Below are 22,185 nucleotides of genomic sequence, written 5' to 3'. Positions count from 1 at the left end.
ATTCATAAATACTGAAATTCTAATACATATGAAGACCGCCATTGATACTCAAATTAGCCCCAGTTATATATCGGCTTCTTTCGCTAATCAAAAACTCAACTGCCCAGGCGATTTCCTGAGTTTGGGCTAACCGTTTTGCAGGAATTTGGTCAATGATTGCTTCGAGGATGTCAGGCCTAATCCCCTTCATCAATCGAGTATCTACATAGCCAGGGGAAAGACTATTCACAGTAATATTTTTACTCATTAACTCTTGCGCTAAGCTTTTTGTAAACCCATAAACACCTGCCTTTGATGCAGCATAATTCGCTTGTGAAAATTGGCCTTTTTGTGCATTTACAGAAGAAACGTTAACAATTCGGCCATATTCGTTTTGTCTCATGTTTTCAACTACATGACGAGTTACATGAAACATTCCATCAAGATTAACAGTAAGCACTTCATCCCATTGCTCTTTTGTCATTTTGGTAAATACGGCGTCTCGAGTAATTCCTGCATTATTAATCAACACATCAATATTGCCATAGTCTTTAATAATCGAAGAAATAACCTTGCCACATTGCTCATAATCCGTTACATCCATATGGCGAAAATGAATATTTTTATATCCTTGTTCCTTTAATTCATTTTCCCATGTTTGACCTTGTTCTTCAGAAACTAAATCAAGAGCAAAAACATGCTTATATAATGCATCTAATTCTTGAGCTATCGCAGTACCAATATCACCAGTACCGCCAGTAATCAACGCCATATTATTTTTGTGCATACAATTCTCTATTCTTTAAAAAAAGACAGACTAAAAGTGATTAAGAATATCCTGACTTTAAAAACCAGGATATTATCTCTTACATATACTGGCCACCATTAATGTCCAAGTTAGCTCCCGTGATAAAACCACTATCTGGAGACACTAGAAAAGCGACAGCATCCGCAATTTCTTTAGGCTGACCCAAACGTCCAACAGGGATGCTTGATATTATTGAATTAAGTACCTCTTCTTTTAAAGAAGAAAGCATGGGAGTTTCTATATAACCCGGAGAAATCGTATTCACAGTTATCCCTTTACCTGCTACTTCCAGCGCAAGGCTTTTACTAAAACCATATAAAGCAGATTTAGTAGAAGCATAATTACATTGACCAAATTGACCCTTTCTTCCATTAATGGAAGAAATACTTACAATACGACCAACACCTCTATCAATCATTATTGGAATAACATTGCGAGTTATATTAAATACACTCGTTAAATTAGCCTCAATCACGCTATGCCAGTTTTCTGGAGTCATTTTGCGCAAACTGCAATCATGGGTAATGCCCGCATTATTTACTAGTACATCAATACGCTCATAACGTTCCATGACGAGGGAAATTAATTTTTCACAATCTGCGAATTGAGCGATGTCTCCATAAACGATATCAATATCAAAACCTAGCTTTTTTTGCTCGTCTTGCCATTGTTTTGCTTCTTCATGTTTCCCATGCTTAAAATAACATGCCACCACCTGGAAGTCGGAAGCCAATCGCTGACAAATAGCTGTACCGATACCCCCTGTTCCTCCAGTTACTATTGCTACGCCTTTCATCATAAACAACTCCCTGTTATTGCGATAATAAAATAGTACTATAGAAAATTTGAACTAAAAACCCATCATCTTTAAACCATTAAAATGATGGGTAAGAAAAGTGGTCAAATAATTACTTGTAATAAACAGGCACATATCCTTTTATTTGTTGCGCAAATTGTCTTAAAACTTCAAGGCCAGACTCTTCTGCCTGCCGACACCATTGCTGCAAGGCTTCAACTAACTCTTTTTGAGTAGACGCTGTTTTTAGCCAAATGCTTTGTAAAGACTGCTTGTAGGCATAAACAACACGCAATTGTTCACGAGCTTCAAGCAAATTTGATAAACGAATTTTTGCTTTCGTAGTCAACAAGCAATTTTCACGCCTCAAAAGGCTTCCTGCACGAGAAAATAGCTTTTTATCTTCTTTACTTTCAACACCACTGCTTTTTTCTTGTTGAAGTATTGGTCTAATCACGCCTTTATAATAATTTGACATCACTTGGAATCGATTAGAAACCACTGCTTTCACTGTATCTAAATCGACCTGTAATTTACCTGCATCCATAGCAAGCTTAGGTGGCAATTTTTTCACTTTAGCCAAACCTAAAAAGGAAAGAATGCGAATATACATCCAACCTATATCAAACTCCCACCATTTAACGGAGAATTTTGCTGAAGAAGCAAAAGTATGATGGTTGTTATGCAACTCTTCCCCACCGATCCAAAATCCCCAAGGAAAAATATTTCTTGCCGCATCAGGACATTCAAAGTTCCTATAACCCCAATGATGCCCAATTCCATTGATGACTCCAGCAGCAAAAAAAGGTATCCACATCATTTGAATTGCCCAAATGGTAATTCCAGGCACACCAAATAAAAATAAGTCGACGAAAAACATGAGCCAAATTCCTCTGGCAGAATAACGAGAATAAATATTTCGCTCTACCCAATCCTTAGGCGTACCATGAGAGTATTTGGCAACCATTTCTCTATTCTTACGAGCCGATCGATAAAGTTCAGCGCCCTCCCAAAAGACCTTTTTAATACCAAAAACTACAGGACTATGGGGATCACCTTCTACATCAGCTGATGCATGGTGTTTACGATGAATAGCAACCCAATCTGCCGTAACCATCCCAGTAGTTAACCATAGCCAACAACGAAAAAAATGACTGACAATAGGATGCAAAGTCAGAGCTCGATGTGTTTGATTTCGGTGAAGGTATAACGTTACTGCTGCGATAGTGATTTGCGTCAAAATCAATGTCGCAATCACATATCCCCAAAAAGACAGGTTCAAATAACCAAAAACCATAATTACTCCGCTTCAAATGCAAACATGCAAATTAAGAAATTTCCTTAGTGAATCTCAATAATTCCAATACATCCTTGAATATTGTATATGATACTAAGAATAACACAATTTTACGCTTTACGTTGCAACATTTCATTAAGTAGCCGATAATTATAATAATTAAGATTAGGAATAATGATATGAATGAGAAATTCCCATTTGCAAAAATTTTTGAGGCTCTAGTTCCTTTCGTTATAGCAGGGATGGCAATTGCATTGTTCTTAGGCCTGTTATTCATGTTCTCGTATGTTTTAATTTGGGGCATTATCATCGGCGGCACTCTGTGGGTAATAGCGACAATAAGACAAATTCTCTTTTCAAACACTAAAACGACCACAGATGTAGTCAAAAAAAGCGAAGGAAGAATTATTGAACACAATGACAAAAAATAATGCCAGAACTACCCGAGGTTGAAACCACAAAAGAAGGAATTAAACTCCATCTGGAAGGACAAACAATTAGCAGAATTAGCGTTCATAATCCAAGGCTGAGGATACCTGTTCCTAATCACTTAAATGAATGGTGTATTGGTAAAAAAATTATTACGGTTACCCGTAGAGCAAAATATATATTGATCCACCTGACCCAAGGCTATCTTCTCATTCATCTAGGAATGTCAGGACACTTAAGAATGGCCGGAAGCAGTAGCACTCCTCAAAAACACGATCATATTACCGTAGCGCTAGACAATAATCTTCTCTTACGATTTTATGATCCTAGACGATTCGGCCTATTTCTTTATATTGATAAAAATCCATATGAACACCCTCTTCTTGCTCATTTAGGCAAAGAACCGCTTTCAGAAGAATTTAATGGTCATTATTTATTTCAAAAAGGAAAAAATAAAAATAAACCGATTAAATCATTCATTATGGATAATAAAATTGTTGTGGGCGTAGGTAATATCTATGCTACAGAAAGTCTTTTTTTAGCTAAAATTCATCCGTGCACCCCCACAAAAATGCTTTCCGAAGAAGCTCATCTCAACTTAGCTGCGCACATTAAAGAAGTACTTCAACAGGCCATCGCGTGCGGAGGCACTACTTTAAAAGATTTTTATGCTTTCGATGGCAAACCCGGTTATTTTAGCATCTCACTTAAAGTATATGGCCGAAAAAATCAGCCGTGTATGCAATGCCAACATCCAATCGAATCAGTTATTCTTGGAGGGCGTAACTCTACTTTTTGTCCTAAATGCCAAAAATGAGGACTCTAACAAGAAAAATTAGACTTCATTCACCATAGTCGAGTAGGTTTTTTATAATACTAAAAAACGTTCTGGGCAATCCATTCAACTTACGTTATATTAGCGCTAACTTACTTTATCCCAACGATAATGAAAATAAATCAATTTAGAACTGCCTGGGTTATTTGCGCTTTAATGTTTTATACGGCAGTAACTAGTATTCGCTGTATCTCTAAGTATTTTCTTAGTACTTTAAACCGCTCGTGGACTGACAAGGCACTACACCATTGGGTTGATCAATTATTAAATGAAGTGCAAGTTGAATATAAAGTCATTAATCCCTTAAATATTCAGCCACAAGCAGGAAAAGCGACCATTATTATGTGTAATCATTCGAGCGCCTATGATATCCCACTTGCTTTTAAGGCCTTTCCAAATCACTCCATTCGGATGCTTTCAAAAAAAGAGCTCGCAAAAATTCCCTTAATGGGTAAGGCAATGGCAGCAGCAGAGTTTCCTTTTATAGACAGAAAAAATAAATACCAGGCTATTAAGGATTTAGCTTTTGCCCAGCAGCTCATGGAAAGTGGAGTTGTCATGTGGATTGCTCCTGAAGGCACTCGCTCTAAAGATGGACAACTTGGCCATTTTAAAAAAGGAGGCTTTATTACGGCGATTCAATCTAAAGCTACAATTATTCCTATAGGAATCCGTGGAGCAAATAATATTCTACCCGCCCGAAGCTTTAATATTCATTTAAAGCAAAAAGCAGAAATTCATATAGGCAAACCAATTGATGCTTCTCAATTTACTTTAGGAAATAAAGAAGAGTTGATTAAACAAACTTTCATTGCAATTAAAGAGTTGGTTGGAGAAAGTAATACACTATAGTATGCACTGCCATTAAGTTAAAAGGCATAGTTATCCCGCATACCCAGAGGCTCTTCGCTTCGATGCAACATCCCTTTGCTGTTGGAAATAATAGGACTCCTGAAATATCATTAATACCCTACCCCATATCCTCTTTGTTGATTCACAATTGATGCGGCCAAGCCTATATTTCGTGGATCAGATGTAGCAGTTAATACATTGCTTTGCTTATCCCACGTAATTGCTTGCATATCACCATAATATTGTCCTAATGGCATCAGGCGATATCCCATTGCTGTTAAAGCTTCTTGAATTGTTGGTGGAAATGTATCCGGTTCAAACTGCAAAATATCAGGTAAATACTGATGATGGAAACGCATAGCAGAAACCATACTGATTGCGCCATACGCATCTTTAAACACCAAAGATGCAATTAATATCATCGTAGGGATACGACTACCTCCTGGAGTGCCTAAAATCGCAACTCGTCCCGGTAACTCGAGAAATGTAGGCGTCATGCTTGATAAGGGTCTTTTGCCAGGTTCAATAGAGTTTTTATCAGCCCCAACAATACCAAAAACATTTTCTTCACCGACTTTGCTTGAAAAATCATCCATTTCATCATTCAACAAAACACCAGTTCCTTCAGCGACAACGCTAGAGCCAAAAATATAATTTATGGTCATCGTTGCGGCAACACGATTCCCTTCGGCGTCAATAATCGAGATATGTGTTGTACTTGTAGAGCCCGGGGATTTAGTTGTAGTTTTTTTTGATTGTCCTTGTAAAACCGAACTTGCAGTAGCTTTATCTGGGGAAATTAAGGTACTTAATTGCTTACCATTTTCTGCAGAAATTAACTTCTCTACAGGCATACTCACAAAATCAGGATCTCCTAAAAATTGCTCCCTTTGCCAATAAGCAAGCCGCATAGATTCGACCAGATAATGTATCCATTGCACTTTAGAAAATGAAGCAAGAGGATAGTGAGACAATATATTCAGCATTGTTAATAAAGCAATGCCGCCTGCTGAAGGTGGGGGAGCCGTGATAATAAGCATATTATGGTAGGCTCCTATTAAAGGTTCTCTTACCTTAATCCGATACTGAGCTAAATCAGCCAAGGTCCAAATCCCGCCTGCACCATTGACACCTTTGACTAATTTTTCTGCTACTTCCCCCGTATAAAAACCCTGTTCTCCCTTTTTAGCAATTAACTTTAATGTCTTCGCCAAGTCCTTTTGTACTAAGCGATCGCCGATTAAATAAGGTCGCCCATCTTTTAGAAAAATTGCTGCAGTAGCCGGGTATTTTTTAATTTGCCTAAATCTATCTTCATTCTTCAAGAAAGTATAAAGCTGTTTATCCACTGGAAAACCGTTTTCTGCCAATCTAATAGCAGGGGCAAGAGTTTTCTCCAAAGGTAATCGCCCATAATTTTTTGCAATATATGCTAAAGCGGCAGGTTCTCCAGGAATTGCTGCTGCTAATCCCCCATTTAGCGATAAACCCGGTACCACACTACCATCTGGTGCCAAATACATATCCTGTTTGGCAGCCATAGGTGCTGTTTCACGAGCATCGATAAAAATATTTTTATGTTGATCTTCTTGATGCAATAGCCAAAATCCTCCACCACCCAAACCAGAATGATAAGGTTCAACAACACCCAACACTGCTGATACAGCTACCGCAGCGTCAAAGGCATTCCCTCCATGAGCTAAAATTTCCAGCCCTGCATTGGTAGCTAATGGATGAGCACTTGCGACCGCATACCCAGGAGGTTTTGCATTATATTGCTCTGCAAAACTATTCGTATTGGCATAAAATAAATTAGCGCAAAGTACAAGGCAAATACTCTTATGAATTTTTCGTAGTTTGATTTTCATTTTGTCTCTTTTTTAACTCTCTAACAACACAAGAAGGAACAAACTGAGAAATATCTCCATCTAAAAATGCGATTTCTCGCACCAAAGTAGAAGAAATAAACATTAAATTTTCTGATGGGGTTAAAAAGATAGTTTCTATTTTTTTTGATAATTTTCTATTCATTCCAGCCAATTGAAATTCATATTCAAAATCAGATACCGCTCTTAAACCTCGCAAAATAATCCCCGCGTTTTGCTCTAATACAAAATCAATTAATAAGTTCTCAAAACCTAGAACGGAAACTCCTGGTAAATGTGCCAGAGACTCTTGCAGCAGATTGATTCTTGTCTCCATGGGTAAAAAGGGACGTTTTGCCTTATTGCTTGCTACACCCACAACAATTTCAGGGAAAATTTTAGCTGCTCGACTGATAATATCAACATGTCCATTAGTAACAGGATCAAATGTGCCAGGATAAATTGCTTTTAATTTCATTATGGTTAAGACTAATTGCATATCACAACAGTCTAGCGTATTGTTAATTGAAAAACTACAAAAAAGGACTTGAGGTGATCAATGAATAATTTAATAAAGCTAGCAATCATTCCTGTTTGTCTTTTAACCGCTTGTGCCCCTCCTCGACCAGCAGCCGAATTGCCTGAAAATAAAGTCATACCCGTAGAACAACGTAAAGAAAAAACCGAAACAATTTCATCGTGGGAAATTCGTGGTGCAATGGCCGCTAAAAGCAAATCTAAGGGATGGTCAGCTACTATGAACTGGGTGCAAAATGGCCCTAATACCTATCAAATTCGTTTAATGGGTCCTTTAGGAGGCGGAACAGTACTCATCGACAAAAAAGGGAATACAGTTACCTTCCAAGATGGGCCAAAAAAAATTACATCTCACAATGCTGACGAGCTACTTGCCCAACAAACTGGGATTAGATTACCTGTAAACAATCTTTATTATTGGGTAAGAGGATTACCTGCTCCTGGTTCAGTTGCAGCAGAACATCGAGATCAATATAACCATTTAACCCAATTAAAACAAAGTGGATATACAATTAATTTCGCTAAATACACCTCCGTCAAAGGCACTGATCTTCCAAGTATGATTCATCTACAAGGAAATGGGGTAATGGTTAAAATGGTCATTCAAAATTGGACTGTATAAATTTTCCAGCAATATCTGCTTGATGAGCCCTATCAAAGGCTCATCCTATATGTTATTCTTGCTTTAATGTCAATTCCTAGTTTATTTAAAAAATACAAAAAATTATTGCTTTCAAAGTTGACATGTTTCAAAAACCACTGCAAAATACGCAACACATTTGTAGGGATGAACGTAGTTAATGCACGGAGTATTTAAGAATCTACAAATTTTAGGGGTGTCGCCAAGCGGTAAGGCACAGGGTTTTGATCCCTGCATACCTAGGTTCGAATCCTAGCACCCCTGCCACTTTCTTGTTGATTCAAGTAAACAGACAGCAGAAGATAACCTGGAAGGATGCGTTCTTGTAATGCTCAAATAATAATAATATCTTTTTGGCTGTCTTCTGCTATGTGTTTAAGTTAAATGATTAACCTAGATCGAAGGCTTTATACACATGTCCACAATGATGATTTTTTCCGGAAATGCGAATCCGGAGTTAGCACAACAAATTTCTTCTCATTTAAAAATACCTATTGGTCAAGCTACAGTTGGTACTTTTAGTGATGGAGAAACCATGATTGAAATTTTAGAAAATGTCCGTGGCAAAGATGTTTTTATAATTCAATCCACTTGCGCCCCGTCAAATAATAATTTAATGGAACTATTAACTATGGCAGATGCATTAAGAAGATCATCTGCTGCTCGTATTACAGCGGTAGTTCCTTATTTTGGCTATGCTCGACAAGATAGACGTGTTCGATCCGCTCGTGTCCCTATTACAGCAAAGGTTGTTGCTGACATGATGGCATCCGTAGGGATTTGCCGAGTTCTTACAGTTGACTTACATGCGGATCAAATCCAGGGCTTTTTCTATATGCCCGTTGATAACGTCTATGCCACGCCCATACTTCTTGACGACATCACAAAGCAAAATTTAAAAAACATAATGATAATTTCCCCCGATGTAGGTGGGGTTGTTAGAGCTAGAGCTGTAGCGAAGCGACTTGATCATGCGGAATTATGCATTATTGATAAGCGGCGTAGCGGCCCTAATAAATCTGAAGTAATGCATATTATTGGTGATCCTACTAATAAAAGCTGCATTATTGTTGATGATATTGTAGATACTGCTGGTACTCTTTGCTCAGCCGCTCATGAGCTCAAAAAAAATGGCGCCCATAGTGTAAGAGCATATATTACTCATCCTGTATTATCTGGGCATGCAATAAATAATATTAAAAACTCTTGTCTTGATGAAATAGTAGTAACTGATACCATCCCTTTATCAGCTGAGGCACGTAAATGCGAAAAAATTCGTGTTGTTAGTTTATCCGAAATGCTTGCACAAGCCATTAAACGGGTCAATATAGAAGAATCCGTAAGTTCTATGTTTGCTGAATAAAGCATAGCCTGTAGCCTGGGAAACAGGCTACAAACCTCCTTGGCGTCCCATCCTCTTTGAAAAATGGCTACAAAATAAATACATAATTCTCATTACATTTTCTGCTGTATTTATACAGTTACTTAACGTCTGTTTAGGCTAAAAAAACTATTTGGATCCAATTTTCATCTCGAACGATTTGAAGTAAAACCACGTGTTCTTATACGAAACTCACGTTAATATAGACAACATAAATGAGATTAAGCTTCGGCATCACCACACCAACCCTAGGTTTTTGAAAAACAGCACCCACCGTTAAAGCAGAAGGTTTAAAAACGGTAAGAAGTTGTGGTTTCTGGAATAATTGGTGTTCTTTAGGATCTGTAAAGTTTGTGCATGCTTAATTTGCTAAGTGAACGCCTTCACTTAACACAAATACTATGGATTAAAAAAAGGAGCTTATTAGCTCCTTATGAAATTTAAACTAATCACGTGTGCCTACATACTTATCATCAAAATAACGGCGCAATTTAGTTCTCAATGTTCCTCGACTAATACCTAGCATTATTGCAGCTCTAGATTGATTATACTTGCAATGCTCCATAACGGCACGAAATAACGGGGTCTCAATTTCTTCGAGTACAAACTGGTATAAGTCAACAGGATCAGTTCCTTTAAGTTCTGAAAAGTATTTTTGCACTGAAAGAGTTACGCTTTCAGCCAGAGAAGCGGTGTTATCCACTACTTCATTACTGATTGTTGTCATTATTATTAGCTCCTCTTTTTAAAAAAAGTATATTACCGAATCAAGCCACTTGAAACAAGGGCCAACTAACAAATCCGCATTAAAAATCAATAATCAATATTCATTACAAGTTCAAAAAGTTCTAATTAGGTGTAGACCGCTTTTGCAAACTACACCTTAAAATTTTTCCTCTAGAACTTCATCATTGAAGGATCATAAGGCTTGCCATTAATTATAAATTTACCCTGCTCTAAAGAGACTTCGATGATGTAATCTGTACCTTGAACAATAATTAAACCAGATTGCTGTAATGCATTTAATTGTTTTTCAGTCTGCATATCAGCTAGTTGTTCAGGAGTTAGTGCTGGCTGATTGGTTTTGCCTGCAGTTTGATTAGCACTTTGATTCGCCTGTAATTGTTGCACTAAGGCTTGTTGTAAATCAGGCTCTTTAGCTAGCTGCTGTATTATTGACTGTTTCATAATTTCTTTTACTGCTTCAGCAGGAACTTGTAATTTAGCTTTACCTTGAACTTTTTGCATTAATTCAAAAGGATTAGAATTCTCTCCTTTAGGCAAAGTAATATAAAGGTTTCCTTCAATCTGTCCTTGAGGAATTTTGAAGCTGAGTTGAGATATTTCAAACTCCGCACCCTTACTAAATAATTTCGGTAATTCAGGTAACAAAGCGAGCATTGCTTGTTGGCGTTGCACCTCATCACCATTTTGCATAGCCCGTGTTTGCGCATTGATTTTAGCTAATACATCAGCATCAAGATTTCTTAATGCAACTTCTAAATCTCCTGGACCATAATTTTGACCGTTGGCTAACATGGATTTTAAGCTAACATTAAAATGCGTATTAAAAAGGTGTTGCTCAATATCGCTATCTGATTTGATGACAAGACCATTAATCTCAAACATTTTTTGATCTTTCACAAAAACATCAAAAATTGGCAAACTAAAATTTGCATCACCCAAATACAACCCGGCTGGTGTTTCGTGCAAATCATAATCACTAGTCACCTTGCTTAAAGTAATTTTGGTATCGTCTTTAATTGCATTCAATCCATCTAAAACAACATTACCCTTAACTTTCGTCACTCCCGAAGTCATGGTTGTACTAGAATCCATCCCTAACCATTCAAAATTACCAGAACCATCTTTTGCAAGTAATTTAAACGTAGGAACTTTAAAGTCGACAGTGCTTTCATTAAGGTAATTAACAAATATACTTAAATCCAATTGTGGTTTTATTGAGTCTTGTGTGAATTGTGCATTAAACTGATCGTTATATTGTGGTGGGAATGGGAAAACTGCTTCTGCATATCCTAATCCAAAACGTATATGACTATTAGCAACAATAACTGGACCGTGGTGAATTGTTAATGGCATCTCTGTTCTATAATCTTGAGCAGGAAGAGTTTGGGTTTGTCCATTAGCATCGGTTACAACACGCTCAGGAATATGTAAACGCCATTTAATTTTAGCCTCAGAATCAAACAACCCTCTGTGGTATTGTTCAATATCAGCATATAAACCGTTTGATTGATCGATTACTTCAATAGTCTTTCTAATGGACTTTTCAGTAAGAACACCCATGCCATAATATCCGCCTAGAATTAGAACGGCCAGGATAATCACTAATCCTGCAAATTTTTTCATTCTGTTCTCCATGTTATTAATTCGCTACAACAAAACTGCAGTACGAAGTATAACAGCAAATAACATAGGAGTGCGATACGGTTATAAAAAAACAGTCCTAGTAATTTTGCGGCAATGAATAAACAAGATTAAGTATGTTTTATTGATTTACAATAAGTTTCCTTAACCATAAAAGCCAGTATTAATGCAATCAAAGAACAAAATGGCAATATTTTCAAACCCGCCTGAAAATCTGACAATAACAGAGTCTCAACATTATAAGCACGAGCCCCTGACACCATATCCACTAAACGTCCGACTAAAGGTTGTAATAAAGCACCAACAAATATTGAAATCATATTGGTAAATGCGATTGAAGTTCCAATAACATTTCTATCATGTATTTCAGTAGAAACCGCATACGCAATCGCAACACCTGTGTTAGTAACACCAAAAGCAAAGAACAGTAAATAAGCTGAATTTTGACTTAAAGTTGGACTATATACATATAAACTTGTGAAAATGATACCGAATATCGCTGAAAGAATCATAAGTGGCTTGCGACGTCCTATTTTATCGGAGAGCCAGCCTGATAAAGGACCACTAATTCCCCAGCCTATAAAAATTAATCCTGTAGCGAAAGCAGCTGCATGCATACCCAATCCTCTACCAAATTGCAAATAAGCAGGGCCAATTGCCTCACCAATAACAGCTGTTGGACCAAATAAAAATCCTGCATAGAGCGCGTTATACCAAGTTTGTCTGCAAGATAATACGATTTTTAAACTCTGCAAGATACTTAATTGATTTGTAGAACGCACCTCACTTCGATGCTCCCCTGGTTTATCTTGTACAAATTGATAGAGCAAGGCAGCAAGAGCAATAAATAGGAAGGCAATAATCAGCATGCTATGACGCCATCCTACGTTACTCACTAAAAAGGAAACAGGGGCTTCTCCTGCTGCAGCACCTAACATTCCTAATGCTTGGGTTAAACCGGCTAGTAAACCTAGCATTGTCGGAGGAAACCAAGATGTAGCCAATCGCAGCGAACATACAAAAGCAAACGCAGCACTAAAACCTATAAGCATTCTACCAATTGAGCCCATAAATAGGCTTCCTGCTAAACCAAAAACACAGCAACCAAAAGCAGTGACTAAGGACATCACAGTAAGTAACCAACGGATACTTAAACGATCTACAGTAAGTCCTACAGGGATTTGCATCAAAATATAGGGCACATAAAACGAAGCAGTTAATATGCCGAAACCTGCTTCATTAATTCCAAAATCAATTTGCAAGTATCGGTGCATTACCCCAGGGGCCACACGAGCCATATAATCTGAGAAATAAAAAGCAGCAGCTAATCCCCAAACTAACCAAGCAAATCCTAGATAACTCTTACGGTTATAAATTTCTACTCTAGATTCATGCATTTTGTTCATAAATTCTCTATTTTAATAAAAATTCTAATTCGCTTTGTTTCATCGAAGGGTTACTAACCGCATTGGTATATCAAAAAGCAAAGCCCCGTACCAGGGCCATTTATATTTTCTACTAATGCTGAAAACATCGACTGTAGTATAAATATCAATAAGCCCCAATATTTATACAAAAATGAGCAAAAAATTTGCAAAGCAAGGATCACATTATACTGTTGTTGTCATTTATTTCAACACATGGTTTGATTTCTTTTGTAGGAACCCCTTCCTACTATCTAGTTATATACTAAGTGTTACGCTACATAAAGAATAAGGTTATAATAATAGTGCTTATTTAATTTTTTTTAAGGCTTAAAATGAATGCTCTTAATCTTGCAATAAAAGAGGCTCTTCTTTCAGCAGGAAATACGAAGGAGGCGAATAAGGCTTATCTTGAGTTTATTAAAGCTAACTTTATCATTCCAATTGAACAAGGCACTGAAAACGAACCAAAAGTGCTATTTTTGCAAGAAAATGGTCAGATTTTTTTGCCCGTGTTTACTGAAATAAGTTATCTTAATTCGTGGGCTTCTGAAATAGCTGAAGAAATTAAGCTACTCAAGTTATCTGGGGTGGATTTACTTAAAGGGCTTGGTGACAATGTCACTGTATGCCTCAATATAGGCAGTGAAATATATAAAGAATTTAATCCTTCTGAAATTACTCGTATGCGCTCAATTGTATTAAAATTATTCAAAAAATAATTCCATCTCTACAATTCTAAAAAAACAGACCTACTCATTTTTTAAGATGATATTTCCTTCTCCCTATTGGGAGAAGAGAAATTGGACTAATGAGCAACACTACATAAATAGGCGAGAGTTATGTTTTTTAGACTATAGTCTCGATTCCTCTAAAATTAGGCTACCAACTCAAATAATTGGTATCCAACTAATGCAGAAGCTGCTATAGCGCCACTAATTTCAATAACCAGTGATAAAAAACTATGTTTATGGCAATACACTTGGTCATTTGCAGCAATTTCATTGATTACTGAAGGCACTTCCGGTGCTTGAGAGTTTAACTCAAAAAGTGGTTGCTCTCCTTCCATTGCATCCCACCATCCTTCTAACCAATGCTCTGCTTGTTGACTACCTATAAGAAAAGGATTATCTTCTTCGGCTATGTCCGCAAGAGCGCATTCGTATCCAAATGCGTAACTGTCTTCATAACTTGGATGCTCAATGTTAAAACGTAATTTAATATGTGGTAGTAAGGCTGTTATGTCGTTCATGATTGTACCCTCTATTTATGTATTCAGTATGCTTATTTAATACTGTCAATAATTTCTACATTTAAAACAATTTTACGACTTTAAATTAACGCTTCTTTACCAATTCAAAACATTTACTAATTTTTGACAATTTTTTATTTTGCTAAGAAATAATAGTTATTTTTATATTTCTATAATTATAGAAGCAATTTCTGGGCCAACTTTTTTTGTCTCTTAAAAAAACAAAAAAATTAGAAGAAGAACAAAAAGGGAGATTAAAAATAAAGATGTGATGTAAATTTACTTTTTGCCGGCAAATTTTGCCATCATGGTGCTAAACGATGATATTTCCATTGCTCATCTTGCCGAAAATACTGAATTCGATCATGTAGCCGATTATCTCTTCCCTGCCAAAACTCTATTTGGTCAGGAATAATCATATATCCTCCCCAATAATCTGGGCGCACGATAGGTTGTTGTCCATGCTTTTCTATCAATTCATTTAAAGCATTTTCTAATGATTGCCTATCTTTAATCTCATGGCTTTGTGGTGAGACAATCGCGCTAAATTGGCTTTTAATTGGCCTGGATAAAAAATAAAGATCAGATTGCGTTTCCTCAACTTGTTTTACCTGCCCCCGGACTCTAACCTGTCGTGCCATTTGCGGCCAATAAAAATTAAGTGCCGCATAAGGATTCATTTTGATTTGTGCTGCTTTTGCGCTTTGATAGTTAGTATAAAAAACAAAATTACCTTCATTCAAACTTTTTAACAAGACAACTCTAGAATCGGGATAGCCCTTATCATCTACTGTAGATAAAACCATGGCCGTAGGATCATTTTTCTCATTCTTTAGAACATCTTCAAACCATTGCGTAAATTGCACTATGGGATCATCAGGAAGTAATTCTTCGCTTAAATTCAACTCACCATATTCACGTCTGATATCCGCAATGCTTCGAAAATTTGTCATGAAATACCACTTAACGTAGGCAGGTATACATATACCTGATTTTTTGATTCTCAATAAATAGCCTAGACATCATTTACTCGTCCAGGCTATTTCCTTATCTATTTCCAGCCAGTTACTTCTGCTACTGCATCCCCTAAATCAGCTGGAGAACGTACTGTTCGTACACCGGCTGCTTCTAAGGCAGCATATTTTTCAGCTGCTGTTCCTTTACCGCCTGAAATAATTGCACCAGCATGCCCCATGCGTTTACCCGCAGGAGCGGTGACTCCTGCAATATAAGAAACTACCGGCTTGCTCACATGTGACTTAATGTATTCAGCCGCCTCTTCTTCTGCTGACCCGCCAATTTCACCGACCATAATAATTGCTTGTGTTTGTGAATCTTGCTCAAATAAAGCTAGAGCATCAATGAAATTGGTACCAGGAATTGGATCCCCTCCAATACCAATACAAGTACTTTGCCCAAAACCTTTATCTGTAGTTTGTTTTACAGCTTCATAGGTTAATGTACCAGAGCGAGAGACAATTCCAACTTTTCCGGGTAAATGGATTGAGCCTGGCATAATGCCAATTTTGCATTCTCCTGGAGTAATGATACCTGGACAATTCGGGCCAATTAGCCGCGCCTGAGTATTATTTTCCAAATATACTTTTACTTGCAACATATCTAATACAGGGACACCTTCAGTAATACAAACGATTAATTGAATCCCAGCGTCCGCAGCTTCTAAAATTGAATCTTTACAAAATGGGGCTGGTACATAAATCACACTCGCCTCTGCTTTTGTTTCTTGAACTGCTTCTCGCATTGTATTAAATACTGGCAAGCCTAAATGCATCTGGCCACCTTTACCTGGTGTTACGCCACCAACCATTTGCGTACCATAAGCAATTGCCTGTTCCGAATGATAAGTTCCTTGCTTTCCAGTAAAACCTTGACACAGTACTTTAGTCTGTTTATTAACTAATACACTCATTGTTAACCTCGAAAATTAGTATAACTATTCACCGCAGTTCATTGAAAAGCTCTATCTGACACATTCAGAACAAAAAAACTCTATTTATTCCATCTATGCTCAAATTTAACTTTTCCTCAAGATTTTGAAAACTTTTGATGAATAGTTATAAATTAGTAATTAAGCAACAGCCGCAACAATTTTCTTTGCAGCATCAGTTAAACTGGTTGCAGCAATTACATTTAAATCACTTTTATTTAAAATATCAGCACCAAGTTGTGCATTATTACCCTCAAGACGCACAACTACAGGAATTTTCACATCAACTTCTTTCACTGCAGCAAGAATACCATCAGCGATGAGATCACAACGGACAATACCACCAAAGATATTAACTAAAATACCTTTGACTTTTTCATCAGATATAATAATTTTTAGTGCTTCGCTCACTCTCTCCTTAGTAGCACCACCCCCAACATCTAGGAAGTTTGCTGGATCGCCTCCATGGAGCTTAATCACATCCATAGTCGCCATAGCAAGGCCTGCTCCGTTAACCATACAACCAATAGTGCCATCAAGTGGAATATAATTTAATTCCCAGTCACTCGCACGATTTTCTCGTTCGTCTTCCTGTGATGCATCACGCAAACTCTTTAATTGAGGTTGGCGATACAGTGCGTTACCATCAATATTAATTTTTCCATCCAAACAAATTAATTGTCCTGATTGACTTATTACGAGTGGGTTTATTTCCAATAAGCTCAAATCGCACTCAACAAACATTTTGCCTAATCCCATCATTAAATGGGTAAACTGCTTGATCTGATCATCTTGCAAACCTAATTTAAATCCTGCTTCACGGCATTGAAAAGGCATCACACCCACTAGTGGATCTACAATTATTTTGAAAATTTTCTCAGGTGTTTTTTCTGCAACCTTTTCAATCTCAACCCCACCTTCTGTAGAAGCCATGATTACTACTCGGCGAGTAGCGCGATCTACAACTGCACCAAGATATAATTCTCTTCCTATATCACAAGTTTCTTCAATGAGAACCGCATTAACAGGTTGACCCTGTGCATCAGTTTGGTAGGTTACCAAACGAGTTCCTAATAAAGATTTCACTGCAGCAGCTAATTCATCTTTATTGGCTACTACTTTGACTCCGCCTGCTTTCCCTCTTCCTCCAGCATGAACTTGTGCCTTAACAACCCAACGATTTGTCGATAATTGAGAAGCTACTTGTAGTGCATCATCAACATTATAGGCAACTTGACCATTTGGAACTGGTAAATTATATTTTGCAAACAATTGTTTGGCTTGGTATTCATGTAAATTCATTGCAATTACCTTTCTAAAAAAAAGCAAAATTCATCGGCACATAAGTGTAAATGAAACTTAAACATTAAGTAAAAGACGAGCAGGATCTTCCAATAGCTCTTTCACACTCACCAGAAATTGGACTGAATCTTTACCATCTATTAAACGATGATCGTAAGAGAGAGCCACATACATCATAGGACGAATTACAATTTGTCCTTTTTCCACCACAGGCCTTTCTTCTATCTTATGCATTCCCAAAATACCTGTTTGTGGGGGGTTAATAATTGGAGTAGCCAATAAAGAACCAAACACTCCGCCATTAGTAATAGTAAATGTACCGCCTTGCATATCTTCCATAGCTAATTTGCCTTGTCTGGCTTTTGTTGCAGAGTCATTAATTGCAAGCTCAATATCAGCCATACTCATTTGATCTGCATCACGAATTACAGGCACAACTAGCCCTCTATCCGTAGATACTGCAATACCTATATCATAAAAACCATGATACACCACATCTTGACCATCTATAGAAGCATTTACTGCAGGAAAACGCTTTAAAGACTCAACAACAGCTTTAGTGAAAAAAGACATAAACCCAAGTTTTACGCCATGCTTTTTCTCAAAACTATCTTTATATTGAGCACGCAAGTCCATCACTGCTTTTAAATTGACCTCATTGAAAGTAGTCAGCATAGCGGCGTTATGTTGTGCTGCTAATAAGCGTTCTGCAATTTTTGCTCGTAATCGCGTCATTGGGACACGGCGCTCTTCACGTAAGCCCATCTGTGCTTGTGTTGTTTGTTCTTTTTTGCTTTCTGCGGGTTTTGATGACTTCTCTCTGCTCGATTCTATATAAGAAAGAACGTCTTCTTTAGTAATTCGACCATCTTTACCGCTGCCTTGGATTTGCCCTGGCTGAAGATCATGTTCTGCCATCATCCGCCTTACTACTGGGCTTGTTGATTTATCTTCTTTGGCGCTAACCTTTTCTTTCGTGGAATCAGCCTGCTCAGTCTTTTTTTCCTCTTTGGATTCAGTCTTCTTTTCTTCTTTAGTTTCAGCTGCATCGCCTTCTTTAATTTTTGCGAGCAATTGTCCAGAATGTACTGTGTCTCCTTCTTGAAACATTATTTCACTTAATATTCCATCAACAGGAGCTGGAACTTCAAGAACGACTTTGTCTGTTTCTAGATCCAACAAATTTTCATCACGGGAAACTTTATCACCCACTTTTTTATGCCAAGCAGCTACTGTTGCATCAGCTACTGACTCAGGCAAAACAGGGACTTTGACTTCAATCGACATGGTTATACCTTCTTATTTTATTAGAGTTTATTTACAATTCGGCTTTCTTGACCAAAATACCTTGATTTTCTAAACCATGCTACTCGCACATTTCATGCATGCTAAGCTTCATTACCTCAAAAACAAGAAATTTTGACCCAAGCTAGCAAATTGTAAATAGGCCCTAGATTCATTAACAAATTTGTAGCCAGGAGGCGGTTAATACCGTAACTCTGGCTACGATAAATACAAATTTACCCCAATAAAGCTTGCTCAACTAAAGACTGCTGTTGCGCAGCATGCAAAGCTGGACTTCCTACAGCTGGTGCTGCAGCAGACTCTCTACCTGCATAATGCAATGCTTGATCAGCATGCAAGCAATCTCTTATATTATGTTGAGAAGAATACCAAATTCCCTGATTTTGTGGTTCTTCTTGACACCAAAATACTTCTTTTGCTTGAGGATATTTCTTGATCTCAGCAATAAGTGCTTTCTTAGGAAATGGGTACAATTGCTCTACGCGCACCAAAGCAACATGATTCAACTTCTTATCGCGACGCATTTGTAATAGGTCATAATAGACTTTTCCACAACAAAGCACTATTCGAGTAACTTTTTTTGCATTTAAATCATCAATTTCGGGAATAATAGTATGGAATTTTCCTTTAAATAAATCCTCTAACGGAGAAACCGCTAATTTATGGCGCAATAAACTCTTTGGTGTCATCACAATTAAAGGCTTTCGGAAATTGCGAATTACTTGCCTTCGTAATAAATGAAAAATCTGTGCTGGAGTTGTTGGGGTACATACCTGTATATTGTGCTGTGCGCAAAGTTGCATATATCGCTCCAAACGAGCTGACGAATGCTCTGGCCCTTGGCCTTCATATCCGTGGGGTAATAACATGACCAAACCACATAAACGCCCCCACTTTTGTTCACCTGAACTAATGAATTGATCAATAACTACCTGAGCACCATTTGCAAAGTCACCGAACTGGGCTTCCCACAATACTAAGAAATTAGGATCGGAAGAAGAATATCCATATTCAAAAGCCAGAACAGCCTCTTCGGACAGTACAGAATCAATTACAGAAAAAGGACGGCTAAGTTCATTTGTTACATGTTCCAAAGGAATACACGTCTCGCCAGTTTCAACATCATGTAATATAGCATGACGGTGAGCAAATGTTCCCCTTCCAGAATCTTGACCTGATAAGCGGACACCGTAACCTTCTTGCACTAGGCTTGCATATGCCATAGTTTCAGCATATCCCCAGTTCATGGGTAACTCGCCTGCAGTCATTTTATCACGTTCATTTAATAAACGCTGAACCACTGGATGTAATGTAAAACCTTTAGGTAGTTCATTTAATTGTTTCACCAATTTTTGTAGATTGGTTTTAGAAATTGTGGTATCGGCTTTGTCGGTCCATTTTGCATCAATGTAAGGTGTCCAATCCATCGCGTATTTGCCTTCATAGTCACCATGTACCAAATCTACAACTGCTTTACCTTTATCTAAACTATCACGATACGTATCTATTAATTTTTCAACATCTTTGCTGCTTAACAGATCTTCTTTAATGAGGTGATCTGCATAGATTTCTCGTAAAGGACGCATTGATTTAATTTTTTTATACATCGAAGGTTGCGTTACTGCAGGTTCATCAGCTTCATTATGCCCATGTCTTCTATAACATACGAGATCAATAACAACATCGCGTTTGAACTTCATCCTAAAATCAAATGCCAACTGGGTGGCGAATACTACTGCTTCGGGATCATCACCGTTTACGTGAATTACAGGTGCTTGAACCATTTTAGCAACATCAGTACAGTATAAAGTCGAGCGCGCGTCTAAAGGATTGCTGGTTGTAAAACCTATTTGGTTGTTAATAACGATATGAACTGTACCTCCAGTACAATATCCTCTAGATTGAGAAAAATTAAATGTTTCCATCACGACACCTTGACCAGCAAATGCAGCATCTCCATGAATAACGATGGGCACTACTTTTTCTTTTTTGTCTAGATCATTGCGTCGTCTTTGGCGAGCACGTACAGATCCTTCAACTACTGGGCCAATGATTTCCAAATGCGAGGGATTAAATGCAAGTGCTAAATGAACCACAGAGCCTGAATTTGTTTTTATATCAGATGAAAAACCCAAATGATATTTTACATCTCCAGTTCGTTCCGATTTGATTTTTCCTTCAAATTCTTGAAAAAGGGCGTTAGGCTCTTTACCCAATACATTCACAAGAACATTTAAGCGTCCTCGATGTGCCATACCAATAATCACTTCTTTTACATTATCTCTTCCGGCACATTGAATAATTTCCTTCATCATAGGAATTAAAGAGTCTCCACCCTCAAGCGAAAAGCGTTTTTGTCCTACATAACGCGTACCCAAATAACGTTCCAATCCATCCGCTGCAATAAGATCTTTTAGGATTTCGATTTTTTTTGGCGTATCTAAGGTTGGACGCCCTCGCACAGACTCCATTCGTTGTTGCAACCATTCGGTTTCTTTAGTATCAGAAATATGCATGTATTCAATACCAATACTGCCACAGTAAGTTTCTCGCAGCGCTTGATATATTTCACCCAATGCCATTTCAGGTCCATTAAATTTTGTTCCTGCAAAAAACTTTCGGCTTTTATCGACATCAGACAAATGATGATAGTCCAGCTCCAATGCTGGAACGGGCAAACGCTCCGCCATTTCCAGTGGATCTAATCTGGCAGCATGATGCCCCATTGAGCGATATGCATTAATTAAGTCGGCAATCCGGAATTGTTGATTGTCCGTTGATTGAACGACGGGGATTACTTTTTTATCTGCATTCTGCAAAAAATATTCGCGAACATCTCTATGGGAAAGCTCTTTTTCAGTATTGTTCACTTTAGGTAAAGCACTAAATACTGCTCGCCAATCAGCCGAAACCGAGTTAGGATCAGCAAGATAATCCTCATAAAGACTATCAATATAAGCCATGCTTCCACCAGATAAATAGGAAGATGCCCATTCATTTTGCAGATTGGAACTGCTCATTTTCTCTCTCCAAAGGGGTATTGATCACTACCACCATTAAAATTAGCTATTCCACTCATCCAGGTGGATAAAACGGCTATCCCTGCAAGCAGGGATTCGTCCTTATCCTAGTCTCGAGTCAGAAACC

Annotated in this window: 20 protein-coding genes and 1 tRNA gene; 7 read left to right on the top strand and 14 right to left on the bottom strand. The window is 37.7% G+C overall.

Features of this window, described 5'->3' with window-relative positions:
• Nucleotides 1-19: 19 nt before the first annotated feature.
• The 3 genes from phbB (Lsan_RS02785) to Lsan_RS02775 all read right to left on the bottom strand — a co-directional run bounded on the left by phbB (Lsan_RS02785) (nt 20) and on the right by Lsan_RS02775 (nt 2,880).
• On the bottom strand, nt 20-766 hold the full coding sequence (phbB, locus tag Lsan_RS02785) for an acetoacetyl-CoA reductase (RefSeq protein ID WP_058513011.1): 747 nt from the start codon (nt 764-766) through the stop codon (nt 20-22).
• 79 nt (nt 767-845) lie between these two features.
• Entirely contained in the window at nt 846-1,586 is a 741-nt protein-coding gene (phbB, locus tag Lsan_RS02780) for an acetoacetyl-CoA reductase (RefSeq protein WP_058513010.1), read from the bottom strand.
• Nucleotides 1,587-1,695: 109 nt separating this feature from the next.
• Complete coding sequence (locus tag Lsan_RS02775) at nt 1,696-2,880, bottom strand: DesA family fatty acid desaturase (protein WP_058513009.1); 1,185 nt, start codon at nt 2,878-2,880, stop codon at nt 1,696-1,698.
• A 179-nt stretch (nt 2,881-3,059) separates the two neighbouring features.
• On the opposite strand from Lsan_RS02775, the gene Lsan_RS02770 reads away from it, so the two are divergent.
• The 3 genes from Lsan_RS02770 (at nt 3,060) to Lsan_RS02760 (ending at nt 4,996) form a co-directional block, all read left to right on the top strand.
• Nucleotides 3,060-3,311, top strand: coding sequence for a hypothetical protein (locus tag Lsan_RS02770; RefSeq protein WP_058513008.1), 252 nt, complete (start codon nt 3,060-3,062; stop codon nt 3,309-3,311).
• Nucleotides 3,311-4,126 carry a bifunctional DNA-formamidopyrimidine glycosylase/DNA-(apurinic or apyrimidinic site) lyase gene (gene mutM / locus Lsan_RS02765; protein ID WP_058513007.1) on the top strand — a complete coding sequence of 272 codons (816 nt, stop codon included), beginning with the start codon at nt 3,311-3,313 and terminating at the stop codon, nt 4,124-4,126. Before Lsan_RS02770 ends, mutM begins: the two co-directional genes overlap by 1 nt.
• 129 nt (nt 4,127-4,255) lie before the next feature.
• A complete protein-coding gene (locus tag Lsan_RS02760) occupies nt 4,256-4,996 on the top strand; it encodes a lysophospholipid acyltransferase family protein (RefSeq protein WP_058513006.1) in 741 nt (246 codons plus the stop codon).
• 110 nt (nt 4,997-5,106) lie between these two features.
• On the opposite strand, the gene ggt is transcribed toward Lsan_RS02760, so the two are convergent.
• Together ggt and coaD are read right to left on the bottom strand one after the other, a co-directional pair.
• Nucleotides 5,107-6,864 (bottom strand): gamma-glutamyltransferase, encoded by a 1,758-nt coding sequence (gene ggt / locus Lsan_RS02755; protein ID WP_058513005.1) that lies wholly within the window; start codon nt 6,862-6,864, stop codon nt 5,107-5,109.
• Nucleotides 6,836-7,360 (bottom strand): pantetheine-phosphate adenylyltransferase, encoded by a 525-nt coding sequence (gene coaD, locus Lsan_RS02750; RefSeq protein WP_058513004.1) that lies wholly within the window; start codon nt 7,358-7,360, stop codon nt 6,836-6,838. Before coaD ends, ggt begins: the two co-directional genes overlap by 29 nt.
• 60 nt (nt 7,361-7,420) lie before the next feature.
• Between coaD and lolB the strand changes: the two genes are divergently transcribed.
• From lolB to Lsan_RS02735, 3 genes are all read left to right on the top strand, one after another.
• Entirely contained in the window at nt 7,421-8,020 is a 600-nt protein-coding gene (gene lolB, locus Lsan_RS02745; protein ID WP_058513003.1) for a lipoprotein insertase outer membrane protein LolB, read from the top strand.
• 210 nt (nt 8,021-8,230) lie between these two features.
• Nucleotides 8,231-8,305 (top strand) — tRNA-Gln (locus Lsan_RS02740).
• A 148-nt stretch (nt 8,306-8,453) separates the two neighbouring features.
• Entirely contained in the window at nt 8,454-9,401 is a 948-nt protein-coding gene (locus Lsan_RS02735) for a ribose-phosphate pyrophosphokinase (protein WP_058513002.1), read from the top strand.
• 463 nt (nt 9,402-9,864) lie between these two features.
• Here the strand turns inward: Lsan_RS02735 and Lsan_RS02730 are convergent, their stop codons facing one another.
• From Lsan_RS02730 to Lsan_RS02720, 3 genes are all read right to left on the bottom strand, one after another.
• Nucleotides 9,865-10,146, bottom strand: a complete 282-nt coding sequence (locus Lsan_RS02730; protein WP_003633193.1) for a helix-turn-helix domain-containing protein — start codon at nt 10,144-10,146, stop codon at nt 9,865-9,867.
• Between the two features lie 170 nt (nt 10,147-10,316).
• Entirely contained in the window at nt 10,317-11,789 is a 1,473-nt protein-coding gene (locus Lsan_RS02725) for a YdgA family protein (RefSeq protein WP_058513001.1), read from the bottom strand.
• 128 nt (nt 11,790-11,917) lie between these two features.
• On the bottom strand, nt 11,918-13,213 hold the full coding sequence (locus tag Lsan_RS02720) for an MFS transporter (protein ID WP_058513000.1): 1,296 nt from the start codon (nt 13,211-13,213) through the stop codon (nt 11,918-11,920).
• Between the two features lie 353 nt (nt 13,214-13,566).
• On the opposite strand from Lsan_RS02720, the gene Lsan_RS02715 reads away from it, so the two are divergent.
• The gene (locus tag Lsan_RS02715; protein WP_058512999.1) at nt 13,567-13,953 is read left to right on the top strand and encodes an SseB family protein; all 387 of its coding nucleotides are present in this window, start codon (nt 13,567-13,569) and stop codon (nt 13,951-13,953) included.
• Nucleotides 13,954-14,108: 155 nt separating this feature from the next.
• On the opposite strand, the gene Lsan_RS02710 is transcribed toward Lsan_RS02715, so the two are convergent.
• From Lsan_RS02710 to Lsan_RS02685, 6 genes are all read right to left on the bottom strand, one after another.
• Nucleotides 14,109-14,483: a hypothetical protein gene (locus Lsan_RS02710; protein WP_058512998.1), complete on the bottom strand. Its 375-nt coding sequence runs from the start codon at nt 14,481-14,483 to the stop codon at nt 14,109-14,111.
• A gap of 305 nt (nt 14,484-14,788) precedes the next feature.
• Nucleotides 14,789-15,436, bottom strand: coding sequence for a pyridoxamine 5'-phosphate oxidase (gene pdxH / locus Lsan_RS02705; protein WP_058512997.1), 648 nt, complete (start codon nt 15,434-15,436; stop codon nt 14,789-14,791).
• 98 nt (nt 15,437-15,534) lie between these two features.
• On the bottom strand, nt 15,535-16,413 hold the full coding sequence (gene sucD / locus Lsan_RS02700) for a succinate--CoA ligase subunit alpha (RefSeq protein WP_003633201.1): 879 nt from the start codon (nt 16,411-16,413) through the stop codon (nt 15,535-15,537).
• 159 nt (nt 16,414-16,572) lie between these two features.
• Entirely contained in the window at nt 16,573-17,733 is a 1,161-nt protein-coding gene (gene sucC / locus Lsan_RS02695) for an ADP-forming succinate--CoA ligase subunit beta (protein ID WP_058512996.1), read from the bottom strand.
• 57 nt (nt 17,734-17,790) lie between these two features.
• Entirely contained in the window at nt 17,791-19,020 is a 1,230-nt protein-coding gene (odhB, locus tag Lsan_RS02690) for a 2-oxoglutarate dehydrogenase complex dihydrolipoyllysine-residue succinyltransferase (RefSeq protein ID WP_058512995.1), read from the bottom strand.
• A gap of 233 nt (nt 19,021-19,253) precedes the next feature.
• Nucleotides 19,254-22,058 (bottom strand): 2-oxoglutarate dehydrogenase E1 component, encoded by a 2,805-nt coding sequence (locus tag Lsan_RS02685; RefSeq protein ID WP_058512994.1) that lies wholly within the window; start codon nt 22,056-22,058, stop codon nt 19,254-19,256.
• Nucleotides 22,059-22,185: the final 127 nt, after the last annotated feature.

Origin of the sequence: Legionella santicrucis (assembly GCF_001468135.1) — a bacterium.
GTDB classification, from domain to species: domain Bacteria; phylum Pseudomonadota; class Gammaproteobacteria; order Legionellales; family Legionellaceae; genus Legionella; species Legionella santicrucis.
Note: the sequence above shows the minus strand (reverse complement) of the source record. Positions and strands in the feature narration are given on the sequence as shown.